This is a genomic window from Actinacidiphila bryophytorum, assembly GCF_016916835.1.
Lineage (GTDB): Bacteria > Actinomycetota > Actinomycetes > Streptomycetales > Streptomycetaceae > Actinacidiphila > Actinacidiphila bryophytorum.
Genome location: NZ_JAFFIX010000019.1, coordinates 128,069 through 150,856 on the forward strand (window position 1 = coordinate 128,069; position 22,788 = coordinate 150,856).

General features: G+C 71.9%; 25 protein-coding genes and 3 tRNA genes. 22 read left to right on the top strand and 6 right to left on the bottom strand.

Features of this window, described 5'->3' with window-relative positions; all coding sequences use genetic code 11:
• Nucleotides 1-91: 91 nt before the first annotated feature.
• Nucleotides 92-1,309, bottom strand: a complete 1,218-nt coding sequence (locus JT723_RS24865) for a sensor histidine kinase (RefSeq protein ID WP_205047001.1) — start codon at nucleotides 1,307-1,309, stop codon at nucleotides 92-94.
• A 224-nt stretch (nucleotides 1,310-1,533) separates the two neighbouring features.
• Here JT723_RS24865 and JT723_RS24870 point away from each other — a divergent pair, with 224 nt between their 5' ends.
• The 13 genes from JT723_RS24870 (at nucleotide 1,534) to JT723_RS24930 (ending at nucleotide 13,077) form a co-directional block, all read left to right on the top strand.
• Entirely contained in the window at nucleotides 1,534-1,902 is a 369-nt protein-coding gene (locus JT723_RS24870; protein ID WP_205047002.1) for an NADH-quinone oxidoreductase subunit A, read from the top strand.
• Complete coding sequence (locus JT723_RS24875) at nucleotides 1,893-2,516, top strand: NADH-quinone oxidoreductase subunit B (protein WP_205047003.1); 624 nt, start codon at nucleotides 1,893-1,895, stop codon at nucleotides 2,514-2,516. The genes JT723_RS24870 and JT723_RS24875 overlap by 10 nt, the downstream gene beginning before the upstream one ends.
• A complete protein-coding gene (locus tag JT723_RS24880; protein WP_251512345.1) occupies nucleotides 2,513-3,388 on the top strand; it encodes an NADH-quinone oxidoreductase subunit C in 876 nt (291 codons plus the stop codon). Before JT723_RS24875 ends, JT723_RS24880 begins: the two co-directional genes overlap by 4 nt.
• Entirely contained in the window at nucleotides 3,385-4,347 is a 963-nt protein-coding gene (locus tag JT723_RS24885; RefSeq protein ID WP_205047004.1) for a complex I subunit 1/NuoH family protein, read from the top strand. The genes JT723_RS24880 and JT723_RS24885 overlap by 4 nt, the downstream gene beginning before the upstream one ends.
• Before the next feature lie 20 nt (nucleotides 4,348-4,367).
• Nucleotides 4,368-4,949 (top strand): NuoI/complex I 23 kDa subunit family protein, encoded by a 582-nt coding sequence (locus JT723_RS24890; protein WP_205047033.1) that lies wholly within the window; start codon nucleotides 4,368-4,370, stop codon nucleotides 4,947-4,949.
• Nucleotides 4,946-5,554, top strand: a complete 609-nt coding sequence (locus JT723_RS24895) for an NADH-quinone oxidoreductase subunit J family protein (protein WP_205047005.1) — start codon at nucleotides 4,946-4,948, stop codon at nucleotides 5,552-5,554. Before JT723_RS24890 ends, JT723_RS24895 begins: the two co-directional genes overlap by 4 nt.
• Nucleotides 5,554-5,952, top strand: a complete 399-nt coding sequence (nuoK, locus tag JT723_RS24900) for an NADH-quinone oxidoreductase subunit NuoK (RefSeq protein WP_205047006.1) — start codon at nucleotides 5,554-5,556, stop codon at nucleotides 5,950-5,952. The genes JT723_RS24895 and nuoK overlap by 1 nt, the downstream gene beginning before the upstream one ends.
• A complete protein-coding gene (locus JT723_RS24905; RefSeq protein WP_205047007.1) occupies nucleotides 5,949-7,937 on the top strand; it encodes an NADH-quinone oxidoreductase subunit 5 family protein in 1,989 nt (662 codons plus the stop codon). The genes nuoK and JT723_RS24905 overlap by 4 nt, the downstream gene beginning before the upstream one ends.
• Nucleotides 7,938-7,943: 6 nt before the next feature.
• A complete protein-coding gene (locus JT723_RS24910) occupies nucleotides 7,944-9,509 on the top strand; it encodes a complex I subunit 4 family protein (RefSeq protein ID WP_205047008.1) in 1,566 nt (521 codons plus the stop codon).
• A complete protein-coding gene (locus JT723_RS24915) occupies nucleotides 9,509-11,035 on the top strand; it encodes an NADH-quinone oxidoreductase subunit N (RefSeq protein WP_205047009.1) in 1,527 nt (508 codons plus the stop codon). The genes JT723_RS24910 and JT723_RS24915 overlap by 1 nt, the downstream gene beginning before the upstream one ends.
• 205 nt (nucleotides 11,036-11,240) lie before the next feature.
• The gene (gene htpX / locus JT723_RS24920) at nucleotides 11,241-12,098 is read left to right on the top strand and encodes a zinc metalloprotease HtpX (protein ID WP_205047010.1); all 858 of its coding nucleotides are present in this window, start codon (nucleotides 11,241-11,243) and stop codon (nucleotides 12,096-12,098) included.
• A complete protein-coding gene (locus tag JT723_RS24925) occupies nucleotides 12,098-12,490 on the top strand; it encodes a YccF domain-containing protein (RefSeq protein ID WP_205047011.1) in 393 nt (130 codons plus the stop codon). Before htpX ends, JT723_RS24925 begins: the two co-directional genes overlap by 1 nt.
• A gap of 119 nt (nucleotides 12,491-12,609) precedes the next feature.
• Nucleotides 12,610-13,077, top strand: a complete 468-nt coding sequence (locus JT723_RS24930; protein WP_205047012.1) for a peroxiredoxin — start codon at nucleotides 12,610-12,612, stop codon at nucleotides 13,075-13,077.
• A gap of 78 nt (nucleotides 13,078-13,155) precedes the next feature.
• On the opposite strand, the gene JT723_RS24935 is transcribed toward JT723_RS24930, so the two are convergent.
• The gene (locus tag JT723_RS24935; protein WP_033177755.1) at nucleotides 13,156-13,644 is read right to left on the bottom strand and encodes a YajQ family cyclic di-GMP-binding protein; all 489 of its coding nucleotides are present in this window, start codon (nucleotides 13,642-13,644) and stop codon (nucleotides 13,156-13,158) included.
• Between the two features lie 214 nt (nucleotides 13,645-13,858).
• Between JT723_RS24935 and JT723_RS24940 the strand changes: the two genes are divergently transcribed.
• A tRNA-Tyr gene (locus JT723_RS24940) sits at nucleotides 13,859-13,940 on the top strand.
• Between the two features lie 87 nt (nucleotides 13,941-14,027).
• Here JT723_RS24940 and JT723_RS24945 read toward each other — a convergent pair.
• Together JT723_RS24945 and JT723_RS35920 are read right to left on the bottom strand one after the other, a co-directional pair.
• A complete protein-coding gene (locus JT723_RS24945; protein WP_205047013.1) occupies nucleotides 14,028-14,732 on the bottom strand; it encodes a scabin-related ADP-ribosyltransferase in 705 nt (234 codons plus the stop codon).
• Between the two features lie 142 nt (nucleotides 14,733-14,874).
• A complete protein-coding gene (locus tag JT723_RS35920; protein WP_259441953.1) occupies nucleotides 14,875-15,006 on the bottom strand; it encodes a hypothetical protein in 132 nt (43 codons plus the stop codon).
• Between the two features lie 204 nt (nucleotides 15,007-15,210).
• Between JT723_RS35920 and JT723_RS24950 the strand changes: the two genes are divergently transcribed.
• Nucleotides 15,211-16,131 carry an alpha/beta fold hydrolase gene (locus JT723_RS24950; protein ID WP_205047014.1) on the top strand — a complete coding sequence of 307 codons (921 nt, stop codon included), beginning with the start codon at nucleotides 15,211-15,213 and terminating at the stop codon, nucleotides 16,129-16,131.
• Here the strand turns inward: JT723_RS24950 and JT723_RS24955 are convergent.
• Both JT723_RS24955 and JT723_RS24960 read right to left on the bottom strand, forming a co-directional pair.
• Entirely contained in the window at nucleotides 16,115-16,768 is a 654-nt protein-coding gene (locus tag JT723_RS24955) for an NAD(P)H-binding protein (protein WP_205047015.1), read from the bottom strand. The genes JT723_RS24950 and JT723_RS24955 overlap by 17 nt on opposite strands.
• A gap of 483 nt (nucleotides 16,769-17,251) precedes the next feature.
• Entirely contained in the window at nucleotides 17,252-18,514 is a 1,263-nt protein-coding gene (locus tag JT723_RS24960; RefSeq protein ID WP_205047016.1) for an amidohydrolase family protein, read from the bottom strand.
• Nucleotides 18,515-18,914: 400 nt separating this feature from the next.
• Here JT723_RS24960 and JT723_RS24965 point away from each other — a divergent pair.
• The 7 genes from JT723_RS24965 to JT723_RS24995 all read left to right on the top strand — a co-directional run bounded on the left by JT723_RS24965 (nucleotide 18,915) and on the right by JT723_RS24995 (nucleotide 22,623).
• Nucleotides 18,915-18,987: transfer RNA gene (locus JT723_RS24965), tRNA-Thr, on the top strand.
• Nucleotides 18,988-19,033: 46 nt separating this feature from the next.
• A tRNA-Met gene (locus JT723_RS24970) sits at nucleotides 19,034-19,106 on the top strand.
• Nucleotides 19,107-19,189: 83 nt separating this feature from the next.
• Complete coding sequence (gene rpmG, locus JT723_RS24975) at nucleotides 19,190-19,354, top strand: 50S ribosomal protein L33 (RefSeq protein ID WP_004571794.1); 165 nt, start codon at nucleotides 19,190-19,192, stop codon at nucleotides 19,352-19,354.
• Nucleotides 19,355-19,465: 111 nt separating this feature from the next.
• Nucleotides 19,466-19,933, top strand: a complete 468-nt coding sequence (locus JT723_RS24980; protein ID WP_205047017.1) for a MaoC family dehydratase N-terminal domain-containing protein — start codon at nucleotides 19,466-19,468, stop codon at nucleotides 19,931-19,933.
• Nucleotides 19,933-20,361 carry a MaoC family dehydratase gene (locus JT723_RS24985; protein ID WP_205047018.1) on the top strand — a complete coding sequence of 143 codons (429 nt, stop codon included), beginning with the start codon at nucleotides 19,933-19,935 and terminating at the stop codon, nucleotides 20,359-20,361. Before JT723_RS24980 ends, JT723_RS24985 begins: the two co-directional genes overlap by 1 nt.
• Before the next feature lie 127 nt (nucleotides 20,362-20,488).
• Complete coding sequence (locus JT723_RS24990) at nucleotides 20,489-21,043, top strand: TetR/AcrR family transcriptional regulator (protein WP_205047019.1); 555 nt, start codon at nucleotides 20,489-20,491, stop codon at nucleotides 21,041-21,043.
• Between the two features lie 116 nt (nucleotides 21,044-21,159).
• Nucleotides 21,160-22,623 (top strand): DHA2 family efflux MFS transporter permease subunit, encoded by a 1,464-nt coding sequence (locus JT723_RS24995; RefSeq protein WP_205047020.1) that lies wholly within the window; start codon nucleotides 21,160-21,162, stop codon nucleotides 22,621-22,623.
• Nucleotides 22,624-22,788 lie beyond the last annotated feature (165 nt).

Genomic DNA, 22,788 nt, shown 5'->3' on the forward strand with positions numbered 1-22,788 from the left:
ACCTGCCCTGACGCCCACCGTCGGCCCGGCGCGTGCAGGGGCGCCCTCCGCGGTGGAGGGCGCCCCTGGAAGAACGCGGCGGACAGGACGGTCAGCGCCGGAAGTCGCGGTCCCGCCAGGGGAGTTCCGCGGTGACGACGGTCGGCCCGCCGACCGGGGAGGCCACGACGAAGAGCCCGTCGACGGAGTCGAGCCGTTCCGCCAGGCCCGCGAGCCCCGACCCGGCCGACACGTCGGCCCCGCCGCGCCCGTCGTCGCGCACCTGGATCATCAGCCGGTCGTCGGTGCGCCACACGTCCACCGATGCGCGGGCGGCGCCGCTGTGTTTGCTGACGTTCTGCAGCAGCTCGGAGACGGTGAAGTACGCGATGCCCTCGATCGCCTCCGCGGGTCTTGCAACCAGGTCGACGGTGACCGCGACGGGGACCGTGCAGCGGGTGGCGACCGACGACAGGGCCGCGTCCAGGCCGCGGTCGGTGAGGATCGCCGGGTGGATGCCGCGGGCGAGGTCGCGCAGCTCCTGCAGGGCGATCTTGACCTCACCGTGCGCCTCGCCGACCATGCGGGCCGCGGCCTCGGGGTCTTCGAGCAGCTTCTCCTTGGCCAGGCCCAGGTCCATGGCGAGGGCGACCAGCCGGGCCTGGGCGCCGTCGTGCAGGTCGCGTTCGATGCGCCGCAGGTCGGCGGCGGCGGTGTCGACGACGACACCGCGGTCGGACTCCAGCTCGGCGATCCGCCTCTCCAGCTCGTCCGAGGGCTGCAGCAGCCCGCGCACCAGCGCCCGGTCCACCGACGACATGCCGCGGGCGAGCCACGGCAGCACCGGCCAGGCCACGAACAGCGAGGTCAGCGTCACGGTGAAGGTGAAGATCCCCCAGGGGAGACCGATCGCCAGGTACAGCGCGGTCCGCCAGGCCACCGGGTCCTTGAGCGTCATCCACAGCCAGGGCAGGAAGCCGAAGGTGCCGGGCCGCAGCGGGCGCGGCTCCTCCACCTGCACGCCCAGCAGCGCCCGCGCCCTGGCCCGCTCCAGCCTGCCCAGCAGGCGGCAGCCGAGCAGGCTGAAGGCGAGCACGGGCAGTCCGACGACGGTGACGGACAGCCCCGCACCGACCGACATCGTGGTCACGACGTAGACGAAGCCGGCGATCGTCAGCGGCAGGTTCAGCAGCAGGTTGAGGATCTCCTTCCACGTCACGGCGTCGAAGGCGAAACGCGGCGGCGGGAGGGCGGCACTGCCGGCCGGGTCGGCCGGGTGGGCCGCCGCGGCCGTGGCGCCGGGGTGGCGGGAGGGCGGCGAGGCGTTCATGGCCCCCAGCCTGCCGAAGAAGGGGTGTGCCGCGCCATGGGGGGAGTGGGCCGGACCTGGGTGGGGTTATCCCCAGGTCGGGCGCGGACGGGACGCGGCGGGCGGTGCCGATCAGGCCAGGGCCTAGACTCCCTCCGTATAGATCGGCTAAAGATCCACCGGACCGCTGGACACCACCGGTCGATGAGTGAACGAGCGAACGAGTCAACGAGGGGCGGACGGACGTGGACTACTTCCACGGCTACTCGGTCGTCGGCCTTGTCGCGGTCGTCGGTGTGCTCTTCGTCGGCGTCGCCTTCGCCTCCGGCCGCCTGCTGCGGCCGGTCGTGCCGACGCCGGAGAAGATGCTCACCTACGAGTGCGGGGTCGACCCGGTCGGCGGTGACTGGGCGCACACCCAGATCCGCTACTACGTGTACTCCTTCCTGTACGTGATCTTCGCGGTCGACGCGATCTTCCTCTTCCCCTGGGCCACGGTCTTCGCCGCACCCGGCTACGGGGGCGCGACGCTGGTCGAGATGTTCGTCTTCATCGGCTTCCTGGCGGTCGGGCTGCTCTACGCCTGGAAGAAGGGCGTCCTGGAATGGACATGACCCCGGACCCCGCCCCACCGGCCCAGCCGCTCCCCGAGCCGCGCCGGCTCGGCCCGCTGGCCCGCCTCGCGCCGGAGCCGATGAAGGTGGTCCTGAACTGGGGCCGCCGCTACAGCCTGTGGGTCTTCAACTTCGGTCTCGCGTGCTGCGCCATCGAGTTCATCGCCGCGTCCATGTCCCGGCACGACTTCATCCGGCTCGGCGTGATCCCCTTCGCGCCCGGGCCGCGGCAGGCCGACCTGATGATCGTGTCGGGCACGGTGACCGACAAGATGGCGCCGGCCGTCAAGCGGCTCTACGAGCAGATGCCCGAGCCCAAGTACGTCATCTCCTTCGGCGCCTGCTCCAACTGCGGCGGCCCGTACTGGGACTCGTACTCGGTGACCAAGGGCGTCGACCAGATCATCCCGGTCGACGTGTACGTGCCCGGCTGCCCGCCGCGGCCCGAGGCGCTGCTGCAGGGCATCCTCAAGCTCCAGGAGAAGATCGCCCGCGAGTCGACGGGGGAGCGGTACGCGCCCGCGAAGCCGTCGGTGCAGGCGCTCACCAGCGGGCTCGTCACCCCGCCGGCCCCCGCCCCGGGTTCCGGTTCCGGTTCCGGGGACACCAAGTGACCGGGTGGCTGCCGCGCGAGGCCGCGGACATCTTCGGCGCGGGCGCCACGGCCGAGGAGGCGTACGGCCTGCTGACGGTCGACGTGCCGCCCGAGGCGTGGCTGGACGCGCTGACCGCCGCCCGCGACGAGCTGGGCTGCACCTTCTTCGACTGGCTCAGCGCGGTCGACGAGCCGGGCACGGGTTTCCGGGTGTGCGCGCACGTGGCGGCGCTGGGCTCGGCCGCTACGGGCACGGGTCCGGCGGCGGCTGCGGATACGGGTCCTGCGGCGGGTACGCGTACGGCCGTGCGGCGGCTGCTGCTGCGGACGACCGTCGGCCACGACGACCCCGCCCTGCCCAGCGCCACCGGCGTCTATCCGGGCGCGGCCTGGCACGAGCGCGAGACGTACGAGATGTTCGGCGTCGCCTTCACCGGGCACCCCGGGCTGGCGCCGCTGCTGCTGCCCGAGGAGTTCGAGGGGCACCCGCTGCGCAAGGACTTCGTGCTCGCCGCCCGGGTCGCGAAGGCCTGGCCGGGCGCGAAGGAGCCGGGCGAGTCGCACGACGGCGGCCCCAAGCGCCGGCAGATGCAGCCGCCGGGAGTGCCGGACCCGAACGAGTGGGGTCCGCTCAAGGGCCAGCTCCCGCCGGCCCCCGCCCGCCCGGCGCGTGCCGCCCGCGGCGCCGCGGCCCCCGGCGAGCGCCCCGCCCGCCGCAACCGCAGCGTCACGGAGGGCTCCGCGAGCCAGACCCCGGACGCCCCCTGGCAGCAGCGCCCTGCCTCTGCCGAGCCGCCGGCCCCCAAGGAGCCGCCGGCCCCGAAAGAGCCGCCCGCCGCCGAGCCGCCCACCCCTGAGGAACCGCCCGCTGAAGGAGGCGACACCGCATGAACGACACGCTCGACGTCGTCCTGCGGCTGGTCGCCGTCCTCGTCGTCTTCCTGGTCTTCCCGCTGCTGGTCGGGCAGACCGAGCACAAGGTCATGGCGCACATGCAGGGCCGGCTCGGCCCCATGTACGCCGGCGGCTTCCACGGCTGGGCGCAGCTCGTCGCGGACGGGGTGAAGTTCGCCCAGAAGGAGGACATCGTCCCGGCCGACGCCGACCGCCGGGTCTTCCAGCTCGCGCCCGCCGTGGCCCTGCTGCCGTACCTGCTGGTGCTCATCGCGATCCCGGTCGGCCCCGACGGCTTCGTCGGGCAGACCCTGGACGCCGGGCTGATCTTCGTCCTGGCCGTGATGGGCGTCGGCGTGCTCGGCTCGCTGATGGCCGGCTGGGCGTCGGCGAACAAGTTCTCGCTGCTCGGCGGCCTGCGCACGGCCGCCCAGCTGATGGCGTACGAGCTGCCGATGCTGCTGACCGCCGCCTCGGTCGCGATGGCCGCAGGCACCCTGTCGCTGCCCGGCATCCTCGACGGCTACCACTGGTGGTGGACGCCCTGGCAGCTGGTCGGCGGCGTCGTCTTCTTCACCGCCGGGCTCGCCGAGCTCCAGCGCCCGCCCTTCGACATGCCGGTGGCCGACTCCGAGATCATCTTCGGCGCCTACACCGAGTACACCGGGCTGCGCTTCGCGCTGTTCCTGCTCGCCGAGTACGCCGGCATCGTCGTGCTCTGCGCGCTGACCACCGTGCTCTTCCTCGGCGGCTGGCACGGCCCCTGGTCGGGCAGCGCCGGGTGGGTGTGGACGCTGGTCAAGACCGCGCTGCTGGCCTTCGTGGTGATCTGGCTGCGGGTCAGCTACCCGCGGCTGCGCGAGGACCAGCTGCAGAAGCTCGCCTGGACCGTGCTCATCCCGCTGTCCCTCGCCCAGATCGCCCTGACCGGCGTCGTCAAGGTGGTGATCTCCTAGCCATGGCACCCCTTCCCGGAATTCCCGGCATTCCCGGCTCCGGCCTGGCCAAGGGCCTGGCCGTCACGCTGCGGACCATGACCAAGCGCACGGTCACCGCCCAGTACCCGGACGCGCTTCCCGAACTGCCGCCCCGCAGCCGCGGGGTGATCGCGCTGTTCGAGGAGAACTGCACGGTCTGCATGCTGTGCGCGCGCGAGTGCCCCGACTGGTGCATCTACATCGACTCGCACAAGGAGACCGCGCCGCCGGCCGCCCCCGGCGGGCGCGAGCGCAGCAGGAACGTCCTGGACCGTTTCGCCATCGACTTCTCTCTGTGCATGTACTGCGGTATCTGTATCGAGGTGTGCCCCTTCGACGCGCTGTTCTGGTCACCGGAGTTCGAGTACGCCGAGACCGACATCCTCGACCTCACCCACGAACGCGACAAACTGCGCGACTGGATGTGGACGGTGCCCGCTCCGCCCGCGCTCGACCCGGCGGCCGAGGAGCCGAAGGAGATCGCCGCCGCCCGCAAGGCGGCAGAGAAGGCCGCGGCAGCCGCCGAGGCGGCCCGCAGGGACCAGGGCAGCAGGGACGACCAGGACGAGGGAGACGCGTGAACCTCAGCGCCGCCGCCCACCCCGGCTTCCTGTCCCCGACCGGCGTCGAGATCACCTTCGTGCTGATCGGCCTTGCCACCCTCGGCGCGGCCCTGCTGACCGTCACCACCCGGCAGCTGGTGCACGCCGCCCTGTGGCTGGTCGTCGCGCTCGGCGGCCTGGCCGTGGAGTACCTGCTGCTCACCGCCGAGTTCATCGCCTGGGTGCAGGTGCTGATCTACGTGGGCTCCGTCGTCGTCCTCCTCCTCTTCGGCCTGATGCTGACCAAGGCGCCCATCGGCCGCTCCCCGGACGCCGACTCCGAGAACCGGCTGGTCGCCCTCGGTGTCGCGCTCGCCGCCGCTGCCGCCCTGGTGTGGGTGGTGGTGGACGCCTTCCGCACCACCTGGGTCGACCTCCACGGGGTCGCGCAGGGCTCCTCGCACGCCACCGGCGAGAGCCTCTTCCGGCACTGGGTGCTGCCCTTCGAGGCCCTGTCGGTGCTGCTGCTCGCCGCCCTGGTCGGCGCGATCGTGCTCTCCCGCCGCGACGCCGGCTCCCCGGGCGGGGCCACGACGGGCGCCGGCTCCCCGGCCGACTCCGCCACCGGCAAGGAGCAGAGCTGATGCACCTCGCCTATCCCGCCGTCCTGGCCGTCCTCCTCTTCTGCGTCGGCCTCTACGGTGTGCTCGCCCGCCGCAACGCGATCCTCGTCCTGATGTCCGTCGAGCTGATGCTCAACGCCGTCAACCTCAACCTGGTCGCCTTCGACGTCTGGCTGCGCGACACCGTGCACGCGGGCCAGGCGCTGACCCTCTTCACCATCACCATCGCCGCCGCCGAGATCGGCCTCGGCCTGGCGATCGTGCTGCTGGTCTTCCGCCACCGCGGCAGCTCCGACGTCGACCGGCTCACCGGCCTCGCGGAACCGCACGGCGGCCCCGGCGCACCGCACGCACCCGACGCATCCGACGCCACGCCGACACCGGCGGCCGACGACGAGAAGGCCGAGGCCTCCGCGTGACCCTGACCGCCCTTGCCGCGCTCGTACCCCTCCTGCCCTTCCTGGGCGCGGCCGCAGGACTGCTGCTCGGCCGGCGCGCACCCGGCTTCGTACGCCCGCTGGCCGTCCTGCCCACCGCGGCATCCTTCGTGCTCGCTGCGGTCACCGCCGCCCGGCAGGGCACCGGCGCCCCCACCGACGCGGCCCACCGGCTGACCGCCACCGGGTCCGTACCGATCGACCTCGCCCTGCACCTGGACGGCTTCTCGGTCCTGATCGCCGTCCTGGTCGGCCTGGTCGCGACCTGCGTGCAGCTCTACTCCGTCTCCTACCTGCGCGACGACCCCCGCTACCCCTCCTACGCCGCCCTGGTCTCGCTCTTCACCTCCGCGATGCTGCTGGTCGTCTACACCGGCGACCTGATGGTGCTGCTGGTGGGCTGGGAGGTCATGGGCATCTGCTCCTACTTCCTGGTCGGGCACCACTGGGAGACCGAGGCCGCCCGCGCCGCCTCGATCAAGGCCTTCCTGGTCACCAAGCTCGGCGACGTCCCCTTCCTGATCGGGGTGTTCGCGCTCGCCTCCGACGCGCACACCTTCCGTATCGACGGCATCCTGGCCGCCGCCGCCGAGGGCCGGCTGCACCACCCGACCGTGGTCGCACTGCTGCTGCTCGCCGGTGTCGCAGGCAAGTCCGCGCAGTTCCCGCTGCACACCTGGCTGCCCGACGCGATGGCGGGACCCACCCCGGTGTCCGCGCTGATCCACGCGGCCACGATGGTCGCGGCCGGCATCTACCTGGTCGCCAGGCTGCTGCCGGTCTTCACCGCGTCGGCCGCCGCGCTGGCCGTGCTCGCCGCGATGGCCGCGGTCACGATGGTCGGCTCGGGCCTTGCCGCCCTCGCGCAGGACGACATCAAACGCGTGCTGGCCTACTCCACGATCGGGCAGCTCGGCTACATGGCCGGGGCGCTGGCCGTCGGCGACCGCGACGCCGCCGTCTTCCACCTCCTGTCGCACGGCGCCTTCAAGGCGCTGCTCTTCCTGGGCGCGGGCGTCGTCATCCACGCCGCCGGCACCAACTCGCTCACCGCGATGTCCCGCATGGGCTCGCTCGGCAAGCGCGTCCCCGACGCCATGTGGACGATGGGCCTGGCCCTCGCCGCACTCGCCGCCCTCCCTCCGCTGACCGGCTTCTTCTCCAAGGAGTCGGTGCTGCGCGCCGCCGAGCACGCCTCCTCCGGCGACGCGGCCCACGTGCCGTCCGCCGTCGGCTGGACCGTGCTCGTCGCCGGACTGACCGCGGCCCTGCTCACCGCCGGCTACGCGGCCCGGCTCTTCCTGCTGGCCTTCCGCGGCAGCGGCCCCGACGCCCCCGACCACGGCAGGCAGCCGGTCGTGATGACCACCGTGCTGTGGGTGCTGGCCGTCCCCACCCTGGCCTTCGGCGGCCTGACCTACCGCGAGCTGCCCGACTGGTTCGGCGGCGCCCCGCTCGGCCCGACCCTGCTCACCTCCGTCCTCGGCACGGGCCTGGCCCTCGTCGGCGTCCTGGTCACCTACGGCGCCTGGTCGGCGTCGTCGGCGACCCGCATGGCCGTACCGGTGGGCGCCGTGGTCACCGCCGACCCGGACGCGGAACCCGCCCTGGTCGAGGCCGAGGCGACCGCGACCCACCAGGAGGTCTACGGCGACATCGCCGCCGCCGACGACCCCGGCGACCCGGGCCGGCTGCTGCTGGGCAGACTGCACCCGCTCGCCGCCCACGGCTTCCGCCTGGACGCCGTCTACAGCGCGCTCTTCGTCCGCCCGGTGCTCGCCGCCGCGAACCTGGTCCGCTTCCTGGACCGCGAGGTCGTCGAGACCTACGTCCGCGCCGCCGGCGGCACCCCGCGACTGCTCGGCGCCGCCGTCCGCAGGGCGCAGAACGGAAACGTCCAGACCTACCTCAGCGCGCTGCTGGCCGGCGCCGTGGTGCTCGCCGTCCTCGTCGCCGTCGGAGGCTGAGAACCAGTGAACGACACCGCCCTCCAGTACGTCCTCGCGGCGATCGTGGTGCTGCCGCTGCTCGGCGCCGTCGGCGCCCTGCTCCCGCCGCCCCCCGGTCTGCGCGGCCGCGGCCCCGACCAGGCCGTGCTGCGGCACGGGGTGACCGTGACCGGCGCCGTCCTGGTCCTCTCCGTCGTGCTCGCGGCCGGCTTCGACCACGACCACCCGGCCACGATGCAGGCGAGCACCGACCTCAACTGGATCCCCGCACTGAGGATCCACCTCCACCTCGGCATCGACGGCATCTCGCTCCCCCTCCTGGTACTGACCGCGCTGCTGACCTTCCTGTGCGCGCTCTACTCCTACTTCCACCTGCCGGCCGGCGGCTCGGCCAAGTCCTTCGTGGCGCTGCTGCTCCTGCTGGAAGGGGGCACGCTGGCCACCTTCTCCGTCCTCGACCTGATGCTGTTCTTCCTGGCCTTCGAGACGGTCCTCATCCCGATGTATTTCCTGATCGCCCGCTGGGGCGGCGGCGACCGGGAACGATCCGCCCTGCGCTTCATCGTCTACACCCTCCTCGGCTCCGTGATCATGCTGCTCGGCCTGCTCCTCATCGGCGTGAAGGCGGGCACATTCGACATGGTGACACTCGCCACTGACAACGGGTCACACCTCAGTCACTCCACGCAACTGATCGCGGTCCTCGCCATCGGCCTCGGCCTGGCGGTCAAGGCCCCGATGTGGCCGCTGCACAGCTGGCTCCCGGACGCCCACACCGCCGCCCCCACGGTCGGCTCGGTGCTGCTCGCCGGTGTGCTGCTGAAGATGGGCACCTACGGCCTGGTGCGGATCGTGCTGCCCGACACCCCGGGCGGCATACAGACCTTCGCCCCCTACCTGGCCGCCTTCGCCGTCGTCGGCATCATCTACGGCTCGCTCGCCTGCCTCGCCCTCGCCCGCCGCGGCAACGGCGGCGACCTCAAGCGCCTCATCGCCTACTCTTCCGTCGGCCACATGGGCTTCGTGCTGCTCGGCATCGCCTCGCTCAACCCCACGGGCGTCAACGGCGCGCTCTTCGCCAACATCGCCCACGGCCTGATCACCGGCCTGCTCTTCTTCCTGGTCGGCGCGATCAAGGACCGCTACGGCTCCAGCGACCTCGACCAGCTCGCAGGACGCGGCGGCGCCGCCCTCTACGGCCGCGCCCCCCGGCTCGGCGGCCTGCTCGCCTTCGCCGCCGTCGCCTCGCTCGGCCTGCCGGGCCTGGCCGGGTTCTGGGGCGAGATGCTCGCGATGTTCGGCGCCTTCAAGCCCGGCGCGGACCTCAGCCGCCCCGCCTACCTCACCTTCACCGCGCTGGCCGCCTTCGGCACCCTGCTGACCGCCGGCTACCTGCTCACCGTGGTCCGCAGGGTCTGCATGGGCGACCGGGAGACCAGCGAGCTGCAGCCCGCGCTCGCCGACGTAAAGGCGTACGAGTTCGCCGCCTGGACACCGCTGGCCGCCCTCACCGTCCTGGCCGGCCTGTGGCCCGCCGCCCTGCTCGGGCTCACAGAACCGGCCGTACGCTCCCTGCTCGGAGGCCACTGATGGCATCCCTCGTGCAGCCCGTCGACTGGACGGCGCTCACCCCCGTCATCGTCCCGGCCGCGCTCGCCGTGGCCGTCCTGGTCGCCGACCTCTTCCTGCCGCAGGGGCGCAAACCGCTGCTCGGCTGGGTCACCGCCGCCGGGCTCGCCGCCGCGGCCCTCACCGTCATCCCGCTGCGCGACGGCCACCGCACGACCTTCTGCCAGCCGGAGACCGGCGGCGGCTGCTCGTACGCGGCCGACCACTTCACCCTCGTCGTCCAGGTGCTGGTGCTGGGCGGCGCCGCCCTCACCGCGCTGCTGTCGATCAACACGCGGGAGAAGATCCCGGCGGGCGAGTACTGGTTCCTGCTGCTGTCCTCCGCGGCCGGCGCCGCCCTCCTGCCCGCCTCCCGCGACCTGGCCACCCTCATCGTGGCCCTCGAAGTGACGACGCTGCCAGCCTTCGCCCTGGTGGGCCTGCGCCGGGACGACCGGCTGGCCGGCGAGGCCGCGCTGAAGTTCTTCCTGACCTCGGTGACCGCCACCGCGGTCTCGCTGCTCGGCATCAGCTTCGTCTACGCCGCCACCGGCACCCTGCAGCTGACCGCCGTCGCGGAAGGCCTCACCCACACCCCCGACCAGCTGCACACCCTGGCCAGGGCGGGCGTCGCCCTCACCCTGGTCGGCTTCGCCTTCAAGCTCGCCGTCGCGCCCTTCCAGTTCTGGGTGCCCGACACCTATGCGGGCGCCCCGCTGCCGGTCGCCGCGTACCTGTCGGTCGTCGGCAAGGCGGCCGGCTTCTCCGGGCTGATCCTGGTCACCGTCGTCGCCTTCCGCCCGTACGCCCATGTGTGGGGTCCCGCGATCGGGGTACTGGCCGCGCTGACCATGACCGTCGGCAATGTCGGCGCCCTGCGCCAGCGCCCCGACGTGCCCCGCGGCGCGGTAAGGCTGCTGGCCTGGTCCTCCATCGGCCAGGCGGGCTACCTGCTGGTCCCGATGGCCGCCGCGGGCTCCGCCGACGACCCGGCGCACGAGATCGGCACCACCGTGGCGTACGCGCTGATGTACGCGGTGGTCAACCTCGGCGCCTTCGCCGTCGTCGCCCTGGTCGAGCGCACGGCCCCGCACAGCCGCCTCACCGACTACCGGGGCCTGTACGCCTCCCGCCCCGCCGCCGCCCTTGCGCTGGCCTTCTTCCTGCTGTGCCTGGCCGGGCTCCCGCCCGGCGTCATCGGGCTCTTCGCCAAGGTCGCCGTCTTCTCCTCCGCGGTCGGCGCGCAGCACGGCTGGCTCGCCGTGATCATGGCCGTGAACGTCGTCATCGCGCTGGTCTACTACCTGCGCTGGACGGCACTGCTCTTCACCGCGGCGCCCGAGCCCGCGGTGGCGGCGGATGCGGACACGGGTGCGGGCGCGGGCGCTGCCGCGGTCCGTACGCCCGCGGGGCTCGGCCTTGCCGTCGCGGTCACGGCGGTGGCGGGCGTCGCTCTGTCGGGCGCACCGCAGCTGATCCTGCGCTATGCCCAGGGCGCCCTGCTCTGACCCTTCCAGGGTCCGTCACAGGGTCCGCCCCGGGGTCCGTCGGGGGTTCTTCGCCGGTTTTCGGGGCACTTGTGCACCCGTAGCTGTCCGTGCGCGCCGAAACGCACAAGGGAACTAGCGCCGCCCGGGTGGCGTTGAGAAGAGCGGGAGGTTTTCCTTGGGGGAGCACCCCCACCCGCCACACCGCAGAATCTGGAGGGCGCACGTGCACCGCCGGCACAACGGGTTGAAGACCGCCGTTCTTCTCGGCGTTCTGTCCGCACTCATCCTGGTCATCGGCAGCTTCTTCGGCCGGACCGGGCTCATCGTGGCGCTCGTCATCGCCCTGGGCACCAACGCGTACGCGTACTGGAACAGCGACAAGCTGGCTCTACGCGCGATGCGTGCCCGCCCGGTCAGCGAGTTCGAGGCACCCGCGCTCTACCGGATCGTACGGGAGCTGTCGACGGCCGCCCGGCAGCCCATGCCGCGGCTGTACATCTCGCCGACCGAGGCGCCCAACGCCTTCGCCACCGGCCGCAACCCGCGCAATGCCGCGGTCTGCTGCACCGAGGGCATCATGCGCATACTCGACGAGCGCGAGCTGCGCGGTGTCATCGGCCACGAGCTGAGCCACGTCTACAACCGGGACATCCTCATCTCCTCGGTCGCCGGCGCCCTCGCCTCCGTGGTGATGTTCCTGGTCAACTTCGCATGGCTGATCCCGATCGGCCGCTCCGACGACGACGAGGGCCCCGGCATCCTCGGCCTGCTGCTGATGATGATCCTCGGCCCGATCGCCGCCTCCATGATCCAGCTCGCCGTCTCCCGCTCCCGGGAGTACGAGGCCGACGCCTCAGGCGCCCGGCTCACCGGCGACCCGCTGGCCCTGGCCTCCGCTCTCCGCAAGCTCGACGCGGGCACCAAGCAGCTCCCGCTTCCTCCCGAGCCGCGCCTGGAGACCGCCAGTCATATGATGATCGCAAACCCCTTCCGCCCGGGTGACGCGTCCAAGCTGTTCTCGACCCACCCCCCGATGGCTGAGCGCATCTCCCGCCTCGAACAGATGGCAGGCCGTCCCTGATGAAGACGATTCTGAACATCATCTGGCTGGTGCTCTGCGGACTGTGGATGTGCCTCGGCTACTTCCTGGCCGGGCTCATCCTGTGCATCACCATCATCGGCATCCCCTTCGGCATCGCCGCATTCCGTATCGGTGTGTACGCGCTCTGGCCGTTCGGCTACACCACGGTCGAGCGCCGCGACGCCGGCGCGGGCTCCCTGGTCGGCAACGTGCTGTGGCTGATCCTGGCCGGCTGGTGGCTGGCCCTGGGCCACATCGTCACCGGCATCGCCCTGGCGATCACGATCATCGGCATCCCGCTGGCGATCCCCAACTTCAAGCTCATCCCGCTGTCGCTGATGCCGCTCGGCCGCGAGATCGTCCCCAGCGACCAGCCCTTCGCGACCCGCTGAGCCCGCCGGGGCCTGCCCGGCCCCGCCCGGCGCAGCCGACGCCCTGGTCCGCCGCGCCCCGGGCTGAGCGAGGATGGACGCCGACCGGCAAAGATGCCGAGACGTCAAGGAGATGACCCATGGGCACCCTGCAAGTCGGCGACAAGGCACCGGACTTCACCCTCCCCGACCAGTCGGGGCAGCGGGTGGCCCTCAGCGACTTCCTGGGCGAGAAGGTCGTGGTGCTCTACTTCTACCCCAAGGACAACACCCGCGGCTGCACCGCCGAGGCGTGCAGTTTCCGCGACAGCTACGAGAGCTTCACCGACGCAGGAGCCGTCGTCATCGGCGTCAGCTCCGACTCGGTCGCCTCCCACGAGAAGTTCGCCGGCCGCCACGAGCTGCCTTTCACCCTGCTCTCCGACGCCGGCCGCGCCGTACGCAAGCAGTACGGCGCCGCGACCCTGGGCGGCGTCGTGCCCGGCCGCATCACCTACGTCATCGACCGCGAGGGCGTCATCCGGCATGCCTTCTCCTCGATGACGAACATCGGCGGCCACATCGACGACGCACTCGCCGTGGTCAAGCAGCTCCAGGCCGCCCAGTAGCCCTCTGCGAGCGGCCGCGCCAGGAGGGGCCGCCGGTGCGCCACGAGCGCCCCGACGGCCCCGAGCGGCCCTGGCGGCTCAGCGGTAGTTCACGAACTGCAGCGCGAAGTCCAGGTCCTTGCCCTTCAGCAGCGCCTGCACAGCCTGCAGGTCGTCCCGGCTCTTCGAGCTGACCCGCAGCTCGTCACCCTGCACCTGGGCCTTGACGCCCTTCGGCCCCTCGTCGCGGATGATCTTCGCGACCTTCTTGGCGTTCTCCTGCGAGATGCCTTCCTCGATCGACGCGAAGATCTTGTACTCCTTGCCGGACAGCTGCGGCTCACCCGCGTCCAGCGCCTTGAGCGAGATCCCGCGCTTGACCAGCTTCGTCTCGAAGACGTCCAGGATCGCCTTCACGCGCTCCTCGGAGTTCGCCTCCATGAGGATCTTCTCGCCCGACCACGCGATCGACGCCCCGACGTTCTTGAAGTCGTAGCGCTGCGAGATCTCCTTCGCGGCCTGGTTGAGGGCGTTGTCGACCTCCTGCCGCTCGACCTTCGAGACGATGTCGAAACTGGAGTCGGCCATCTTCAGTGGGCTCCTTGACTGTGTTCCATCAGCGTTCCATCGATCAATCTTTCCCACGGCCCGTCGCCGACCCGTCACCCACCACCCTAGCCACCGCACCCCCCTCAGCGCGCTGATCAATCCAGTGGCGAACCACCCCCGCGCATCAGGTATCGTTTACGTCGTCGCCACGGACCACCGCCCACAGCGGACCCTGCCCGGGGCGTCATCCCATGGCGGTATGCCCGAGTGGCCAATGGGAGCGGACTGTAAATCCGTCGGCTTAGCCTACCGTGGTTCGAATCCACGTGCCGCCACATGGAAAAGGTCCCCGACCTGCATCGATGCAGGCCGGGGACCTTTGTTTTAGGCCTCTCGGGGACCTTCCCGCGTGGGCGGGTGGGCTAGCTCGCGAGGGGCTGGCGTTGGGAGACCGGGCGGAAGGCCGGGTTGGTGACGCAGCCGAGGTTCTTGTAGATGTTCACGTTCGTCTCGGGGTCCGCGCCTGCCCAGTGGTATTGGCAGGCGCCCTCGATGAAGCGGGACTGGATGCCGCCGGGGAAGTCGATCTCCTTGTTCCACAGGTACTGGGACTGGATGCCGGTCATCCGGGCGGTCTCGTTCACGTCGATGCCGCCGGGCGCCTGGATCGCGTAGACCCAGCCGTCCTTGCCGCCGCCGGTGGCGAAGCCCTGGGCGACCCAGCGGTCGCAACTGGTGCTCAGGTGGGCGGTGTTCTGGCCGCCGCCGCCGATGATCCACTTGGCCAGGGGGCTGAGGTCGGTGCCCTTGGCCGTGAAGCCGCTCTGGAAGATGGCCTGCGGGTCGGGACGGGTGTCGCCGCGCCAGAGGGTGTTGACGTCGTGCCGCCAGTACCAGTCCTCGCGGACCGCGGCGACCTCCACCTTGGACTGGATCGAGCGGTCCGTCGTCGTCTGCCGCCAGTCCGACGGGCTGTACCCGCCGGTGGGGCCGCACGCTCCGGTGTCCCGGATCTGCTCCGGGGTGCCGGGCAGCGGCTCCGTCGTGGCCCCGGCGGACGAGGCGAAGGTCAACGAGGCGGCGGCAAGGGTGGTGGCGCAGGCGATCCGCAGCGCGGCTTTGAACATGGTCGGGCCTCACACTCGGGCTGACATGGCGCGCACTGTGTATCCGGAAAGCGCCGCAAGGATGCGCGAAAGCCGCGCGGGGTGCCTGAAGGCACCAGGCCTTTCACCCGCCCGGCCCACTCGTATACGCAGTGCGCGAGCTTCAGGCCCGCCACAGCCAGGCGAAGAGAGCCGCGCAGGCACCCATCGTGATCAGGATGGCGATCAGCCGGGCCGTCTTCTCCTGGGACTCGATCGCCCGCTGCACCGTCTGCCACAAGCCGTTGAAGACCACGGCACACCTCCCACCACGCCGCGGATGTCCCACGCTGTCGTGACAGACCACCCGCCTGATTCTCACAGTGGCGGCGCCATGGCCGAGCCGGGCGTGACACGCCGGGCGGATCACCCGAATGTGTGTCCGCCCGCGGCCGGTGGAACCTTTCCGCCCCCCGCCCCCTCCGGAAAGCGACACCACATCGCAGCCCAAGGAGCGCCCATGAGCAGCGCACTCGCAGAACGCCCCCCGATGCCCGAGGTCGCCGGCATGCCGGCGATACGGCACCGCCGCGTGGACATAGGCGACGGCGTCGCCCTGCACGTTGCGGAGGCCGGCCGGCAGGACGCACCGGGCGGCACCGTCGTCCTGGTGCACGGCTTTCCCCAGCACTGGTACGCCTGGCGCCGCGTCATCCCGCAACTGGCCGCGGACCACCGCGTCCTGTGCATCGACCTGCGCGGCTTCGGCTGGTCCGACACCCCCGCCAAGGGCTACGACACCGACACCCGCGTGGCGGACATCCTCGCCGTCATGGACGCGCTCGGCGTCGACAAGGCGCGGCTCATTGCGCACGAATTCGGTGCCTGGACCGCCTTCATGCTCTGCCTGCGCGCCCCCGAACGCGTCACCCACCTGCTCGCCGTCAACGCCGTCCACCCCTGGCCGCTGCACCGCCGCGCCATCCCGCAGGCCTGGCGCTACTGGTACACCTCACCGCTGGAGGCCCCGCTGGTCGGCCGCTTCGTGCTCCGCCACGTACCAGGTCTGACGCGGCTTCTGCTGCGCAAGGGCATCGTCGACCCGGCCGCCCGGGACGCGGCCGCCATGGCCGAGTTCACCCGCTCCACCGCGGAGCCGCGCCGCGCACGGGCCGGCGAGGCCATGCACCGTGCGTACGCGCTGCGCGACATCCGCCGCCTGGTGCTCGGCAGCTACAAGAAGCTGCGGCTCAGCACGCCGGCGCACATCCTCGCGGGGGAGAAGGACTTCGTCCTGCCGCCGAGCCTGATGCCGGGGTACGAGCGGTACGCCGACGACCTCACCGTCGAAGTCGTCCCCGGCTGCGGGCACTTCGTCCACGAGGAGCGGCCCGAGGTGGTGCTCAGGGCCGCCCACGACCTCTTCAGCCGAGGCCGCTGACCGCCGAGGCGACGGCGGTGTCGCCGGAGACCAGCTCCAGCGTCATGCCCGCGGTCGCCGGGGTGTCCAGCAGCGCGACCAGGACGGCGGCGACGTCGTCCCGCGGCACGGACCCGCGCCCCGTACGCTCCGCCAGCCGCACCTTCCCCGTCCCCGGCTCGTCGGTCAGCGCGCCCGGGCGCAGGATCGTCCAGTCCAGGGACGTACGCGCCCGGACCGCGTCGTCGGCCGCGCCCTTCGCCCGCAGATACGCCGCGAACACCGGTTCGCTGTACGTGGACCCGGCGTCCGCGCCCATCGACGACACGACCAGGAAGCGGCGCACGCCGGCGCGTTCTGCGGCGTCGGCGAGGAGTACGGCCGCGTCGCGGTCGACGGTCTGCTTGCGGTCCACCCCGCTGCCCGGCCCCGCGCCCGCCGCGAACACGGCGGCGTCCGCGCCCCGCAGGGCCTGCGCCACGCTGTCGGCTGACGCCGACTCCAGGTCCAGCACGATCGGCTCGGCGCCGGCCTTCGCCAGGTCGTCCGCCTGGGCCGGATTTCTGATCAGCCCCGCCACGGTGTCGCCCCGGGCGGCGAGGAGGCGTTCGAGGCGCAGCGCGATCTGTCCGTGCCCGCCGGCAATTACGGTCCGCATCCCCCGACGGTACGTCCTCCCGCCCACCCCGGCCCCGAACCACGCCGTCCGGGTGCCCCTGGCGCAAGACCGCGCCCCCACCGGCCGGTGGTCCGTCTCCGACAGGAGTTGCCCCTCTCGGCCGGTGACGCCCCGCGCCCCCGGTGGGGGTTGGCCGCGCAGTTCCCCGCGCCCCTATGGGTTGCCGTCCTACCGAAGGGGCGCCCCCTCAACCCCCGCGGCCGGGGGGCTTTTACCTAGGGGGCGCCCCTGAAAAACGCTCACCGTGCGCGGTGGGGGTGCCCATCTGGGGGCGCGGGGAACTGCGCGCTCAGCCCCCACCGGCGGGTGGTCCGTCTCAGACAGGAAGTCCCCCGAACGCTCGCCGCCCTGCGCAAGGGGGCCGCACCGCTGCGCGCGGGGGCACCCCGCGCATCGGGGGCACCCGGAAGACGCGCGCCCTCGGCGGGGAGGGGGGTCACCCGGCCGTGCCCGGGGGGAAGTTCAGGGTTCGCGGTGGGATTGGCGGGGGAGGTCGAAGGCCGGGTCGGAGGAGGTGTCGCAGTATTCGCGTACCGCACTGGTGCGGGACACGACCCGCCCGTGGTGGATGACGATGCGGCTGTAGGCGAGGGCGAGCACGCCCTCGACGGTGTCGCCGCGTACGGCGAGCAGCTCCGCGGGGAAGCCGGCCTCGACGCGTACCTCGGGCAGGCCGAGGACGGCGCGGGCCTGAGTGCTGATCAGGTCGTAGGCCCGCAGCGGCTCGGCCTCGCCGTGGGAGGCGAGCAGGAACGCGGCCTCCAGGGGGTCGCCGCGGCCGACGGGGTTGGCCAGGTCGGCGAGTGCGCCGCTGCCCGCCGCGACGGGGACGCCGGCGCGGCGCAGCAGCCGTACGGGGGTGTGCAGGCCCGCGGCGCCGCGCCGGACGGTCTCCAGGCCGCCGCAGCCGCCCTGCGGGAGGGCGACGACGGAGATCCCGGCGGCGGCGAGCCGTTCCGCGGCGGACACGGCCGCGTCGGGCCGCAGCGTGCCGAGCCCGTGGCACGGGCCGAGGGTGACCCCGGGGCGCAGGCCGCCGGCCATGGCGGCGAGCCGGGCGAGGCGGGCCGGGTCGGCCGCGGCGGTGTGCAGGTCGACGGGGACGCCGAACTCCGCGGCGAGGCCGATGACGGCCTCGGCGTGCCCGCTGGGGTCGGGGTCGAGGTCGGGGCAGCCGCCGACCGCGGACGCGCCCATCTTGAGGGCGTCCCGCAGCATGCTGAGCCCGTCGGCGCCCGCGGTCCCGGTGAGCAGCCGCGGTACGGCGACGGCGTGGACGTCGACCAGGCCGCGCAGCGCCCGCCGGGCCTGGAGCACCGCTTCGAGTGCGCGCAGCCCGTGGACGTCGCCGACGCGTACGTGGCTGCGTACGGCCGTGGCGCCGTGGCCGAGTTGCAGCAGGGCTGCCTCGGTGGCGCGGCGCTGGACGTCGGCGGCGTCGGAGGGCGGCGGGCCGCCGGCGGCCGCGGCAGCGGTCAGGGCGAGGTCGAGGTGAGCGTGCGGCTCGGCGGGCGCGGGCAGCAGCAGGTAGCCGCGCAGGTCGATACGGGTGCCGCCGCCCTGGCGGGCGGCGGAGCCGGGTGCGGCGAGGCTGCCCGCGGTGCCGACGGCCTCGATCCGCGGTCCGCTCAGCCGGACGTCGACGGTCCGCCCGTCGGTGAGGCGGGCGCTGCACAGCAGCAGGGTGGCGGTCTCGGCGGCGGTACCGCGCGGGCTGTCGGTCATCGCGCTCCTCCGGTGCTGGGGTGCCTCCCGCCCGGGGGGACGGGTGCGGAACGGGCGTGGGAGGCAGTGGAGGTTCGGGCGGGTGGGCTGGCAAGCAGATACAGGCGGCGAACAGGTACAGACGACGAAACAGGTACAGGCGGCGAATACGTGCAGGTGGGGAGTCTCCGGCTGCCTGAAACGGGACCGTCCGGGAGCCGGGGGAGTCACCGGCCGGTCACGCATGGTCGAGCCTAGGGGTCGGCCGCGCGCACGTCCGGCAGGTCGCGGCAGGACACCCGGGAGGAGTGCATTAGTCGTACTGATGCGCCGGGTGGTGCGGGTGTCCGCTGAGCCCGATGTGCCCTGCCGGATACGGATTTCACGTATCGCAGCGGACCGTGTAATGTCTTCCTCGCTCGCCCCAATAGCTCAGTCGGTAGAGCGTCTCCATGGTAAGGAGAAGGTCTACGGTTCGATTCCGTATTGGGGCTCTGATGGATCGGGTCCCCGCCTCGCCGGCGGGGGTCGGTTCGTCGCAGCGGCGTAGCTCAGTCGGTAGAGCAAGCGGCTCATAATCGCTGTGTCACCGGTTCAAGTCCGGTCGCCGCTACTCTGCGTAGCCGATTGCGGGATCGGTCCCTCGATCGGCTACTCTTTCTGTGTTCATCAACCCGTTCGTCAAGGAGCACTCACGTGGCCGCCACCGACGTCCGCCCGAAGATCACGCTGGCCTGCGTGGAGTGCAAGGAGCGGAATTACATCACCAAGAAGAACCGGCGCAACGACCCGGACCGTCTTGAGATGAAGAAGCACTGCCCGCGTTGCAACGCGCACACCGCGCACCGCGAGACGCGCTGACGCCCCTTCGCAGCACCAGCAGTACCAGGCCGTAACCGCGAGGCCGTCCCCGTCCACACCGGGGACGGCCTCGCGGTGCTTTCCCCTTCACCCGAAACACCCGAGGTGCCGATGGCTCTGGACCAGTCCTTCGTCGGGCGGAGTTACCCGCCCACTCCCGCCTACGAGGTGGGCCGGGAGAAGATCCGCGAGTTCGCCGAGGCGATCGGCGACCCGAACCCGGCGTACACGGACCCCGAGGCCGCCAAGGCGCTCGGCCACCCGGACGTGGTCGCGCCGCCGACCTTCGCCTTCGCGATCACGTACAAGGCGGCCGGCCTGGTCATCGCCGACCCCGAACTGGGTCTTGACTACAGCCGGGTGGTGCACGGCGACCAGAAGTTCTCCTACACGCGCCCGGTGCGCGCCGGCGACCGGCTCACCGTGACGTCCACCATCGAGTCGGTGAAGTCCCTGGCGGGCAACGACGTCCTCGAAGTCCGCGGCGAGGTCCACGACGCCTCGGGCGAGCACGTGGTGACGGCCTGGACGAAGCTGGTGGCCCGCGCGGCCGACCCCGAGCAGGACGGAGACGCGTGATGGCGGCGACCGTGGCGTACGACGAGGTCGAGGTCGGCACCGAGCTGCCCGCACAGAGCTTCCCGGTCACCCGGGCGACGCTGGTGCAGTACGCGGGCGCGTCCGGCGACTTCAACCCGATCCACTGGAACGAGAAGTTCGCCCGCGAGGTCGGGCTGCCCGACGTGATCGCGCACGGCATGTTCACGATGGCGTCCGCGGCCCGTGTGGTGACCGACTGGGTCGGCGACCCGGGTGCGGTCGTCGACTACGGGGTGCGCTTCATCAAGCCGGTCGTCGTGCCGAACGACGACGAGGGCGCGCTGATCGAGGTCACGGCGAAGGTCGCGGTGAAGATGGACGACAACCAGGTCCGCGTCGACCTGGTCGCCATGTCCGCGGGCCAGAAGGTGCTCGGCATGTCCCGGGCAGTGGTCCGCCTCGCCTGAGCCCGCCCGCCGGAACACCCCCCTGTAAGGACCGCCCACAAAGACGGGCGGTCCTTACGACTTTCCTCACCCACGAGAACCCGCCCCCAGGTTGACAAGGTAGTGATTGACCACTAACTTAAGACCCATGGTCAGGATGAGCGCAGAAGAGCGACGCGAGAGCGTCATCCGTGCGGCGTTGAGCGAGTTCGCACACGGCGGCTACGAGGGGACGTCCACCGAGGCGATCGCCCGCCGGGTCGGCGTCTCGCAGCCGTACCTCTTCCGGCTCTTCCCGAACAAGCAGGCCATTTTCCTTGCGGCCTCGCAGCGCTGCATCGACACCACACGCCGGCTGTTCGCCGAGGCGGCCGAGGGTGTGCCGGCGGAGGAGAGGCTGCACGCGATGGGGAACGCGTACCAGCGGATGATCCACGAGGACCCCGAGAAGCTGCTGATGCAGATGCAGACCTACGTCGCCGTGGCCGCCGCGGAGGCGTCGGGCGACCGGGCCTTCGGGGAGGCGATCAGGGCGTCCTGGATGCAGCTGTGGGACACCGTCCAGGTCGAGCTGTCCGCGGACGCCGACGAGACCACGACGTTCCTGGCCTACGGGATGCTCATCAACACCCTGGTGTCGCTGGGTTTTCCCGCAGACCACCGCGTCTGGGAGGGCTTCTACGAGTCCTCCAGGCCGGAGTGAGCGAGCGCCGGCCGTTCCCGGCGGCCGGCCGTTTTTTTGCCCGTCGAAGTTAGTCATCAATAACTAACCAAGGGTCCCAGAGAAGACCCACCATGGGGAGTAGGGAGAGCAAGGCAATGGCCAAGCTGGACAAGCAAGCCACGCCCACAACAGCCGCGGCCCGCAGGCCCGCCACCGCGGCATGGGCGCTCGTGATCACCAGTGTCGCCGGATTCATGGCGGCACTCGACAACCTCGTCGTGACGACCGCACTGCCGTCGATCAGGAAGGACCTCGGCGGCGCGCTCTCCGACCTCGAATGGACGGTGAACGCCTACACACTCACCTTCGCCGTGCTCCTGATGTTCGGCGCGTCACTCGGCGACCGCTTCGGCCGCCGCAAGCTCTTCATCACCGGCCTGTCGATCTTCACCGGTGCCTCCGCCGCCGCGGCCCTCGCGCCCGGCATCAACGAACTCATCGCCTTCCGGGCCGTCCAGGGCGTCGGCGCGGCCATCATGATGCCGCTGACCCTCACCCTGCTCAGCGCGGCCGTCCCGGCGGAACGCCGCGGTGCCGCCTTCGGCATATGGGGCGCGGTCAACGGCCTCGCGGTCGCCTCAGGCCCGCTCATCGGCGGCAGCCTGACCGAGCACATCTCCTGGCAGTGGATCTTCTGGCTGAACGTCCCGCTCGGCCTGGCCCTGATCCCGCTCGCCCGGCTGCGCCTTGCCGAGTCCACCGCGCCCGGCGCGCGGCTCGACGGCCGCGGCACCGTACTGATCAGCCTCGGCCTGTTCGGCATCGTCTTCGCCCTGGTCAACGCGACCGCCCACGGCTGGACCAGTGCGCGCGTCCTGTCCGGGCTGATCGGCGGCGCGATCCTGGTGGCGGCCTTCGTCCGGCACGGTATGACCGCCCGCAACGCGATCCTGCCCATGCGGCTCTTCCGGGGCCGGCAGTTCAGCGCGATCAACATCTCCAGCTCGCTGATGTTCGCCGGGATGTTCGGGTCGATCTTCCTGCTCAGCCAGTTCCTGCAGACGGTGCTCGGCTACAGCCCGACCGAGGCGGGGCTGCGCATGCTGCCCTGGACCGGTATGCCGATGATCGTCGCGCCGATCGCCGGGTTCCTGTCCGACCGCATCGGCGGCCGGCCCGTCGTCGCCGCGGGACTCGCCTTCCAGGCCATCGGCCTCGGGTGGTTCGCGACGATCCTGTCGCCCGACGTCTCCTACGCCGCCCAGCTGCCCGCGCTGATCATCTCCGGGGCCGGCATGGCGCTCTTCATCGCACCGGCGACCAGCGTGGTCATGTCCAGCGTCGCCCCCCGCGAGCAGGGCATCGCCTCCGGCGCGAACAACGCACTCCGCGAGGTCGGCGGCTCGCTCGGCGTCGCCGTCCTCGGCTCGATCTTCGCCGCCCAGGGCGGCTACGGCTCCGGCACCCAGTTCGTCAACGGCCTGACCCCGGCCCTCTGGGTCGGCGCCGCCATCCTGACCGCCGCCCTGGCAGCAGCCCTCCTCCTCCCGTCCCGCACCACCCCGACCCCCACCCCCGCCTCAAAGGAGGACACCCCGTCCCTCACCCCCGTGCCTTAGCCCCCACCATCACCGACCCCCTACAGGCCCCCACCCGCAGGCCCACCCCCGCGGGACCCCTCACCGCACTGATGGCGCCCCCCACCGCAAGCCCCCGCGGGACCCCTCACCGCACTGATGGCGCCCCCCACCGCAAGCCCCCGCGGGACCCCTCACCGCACTGAT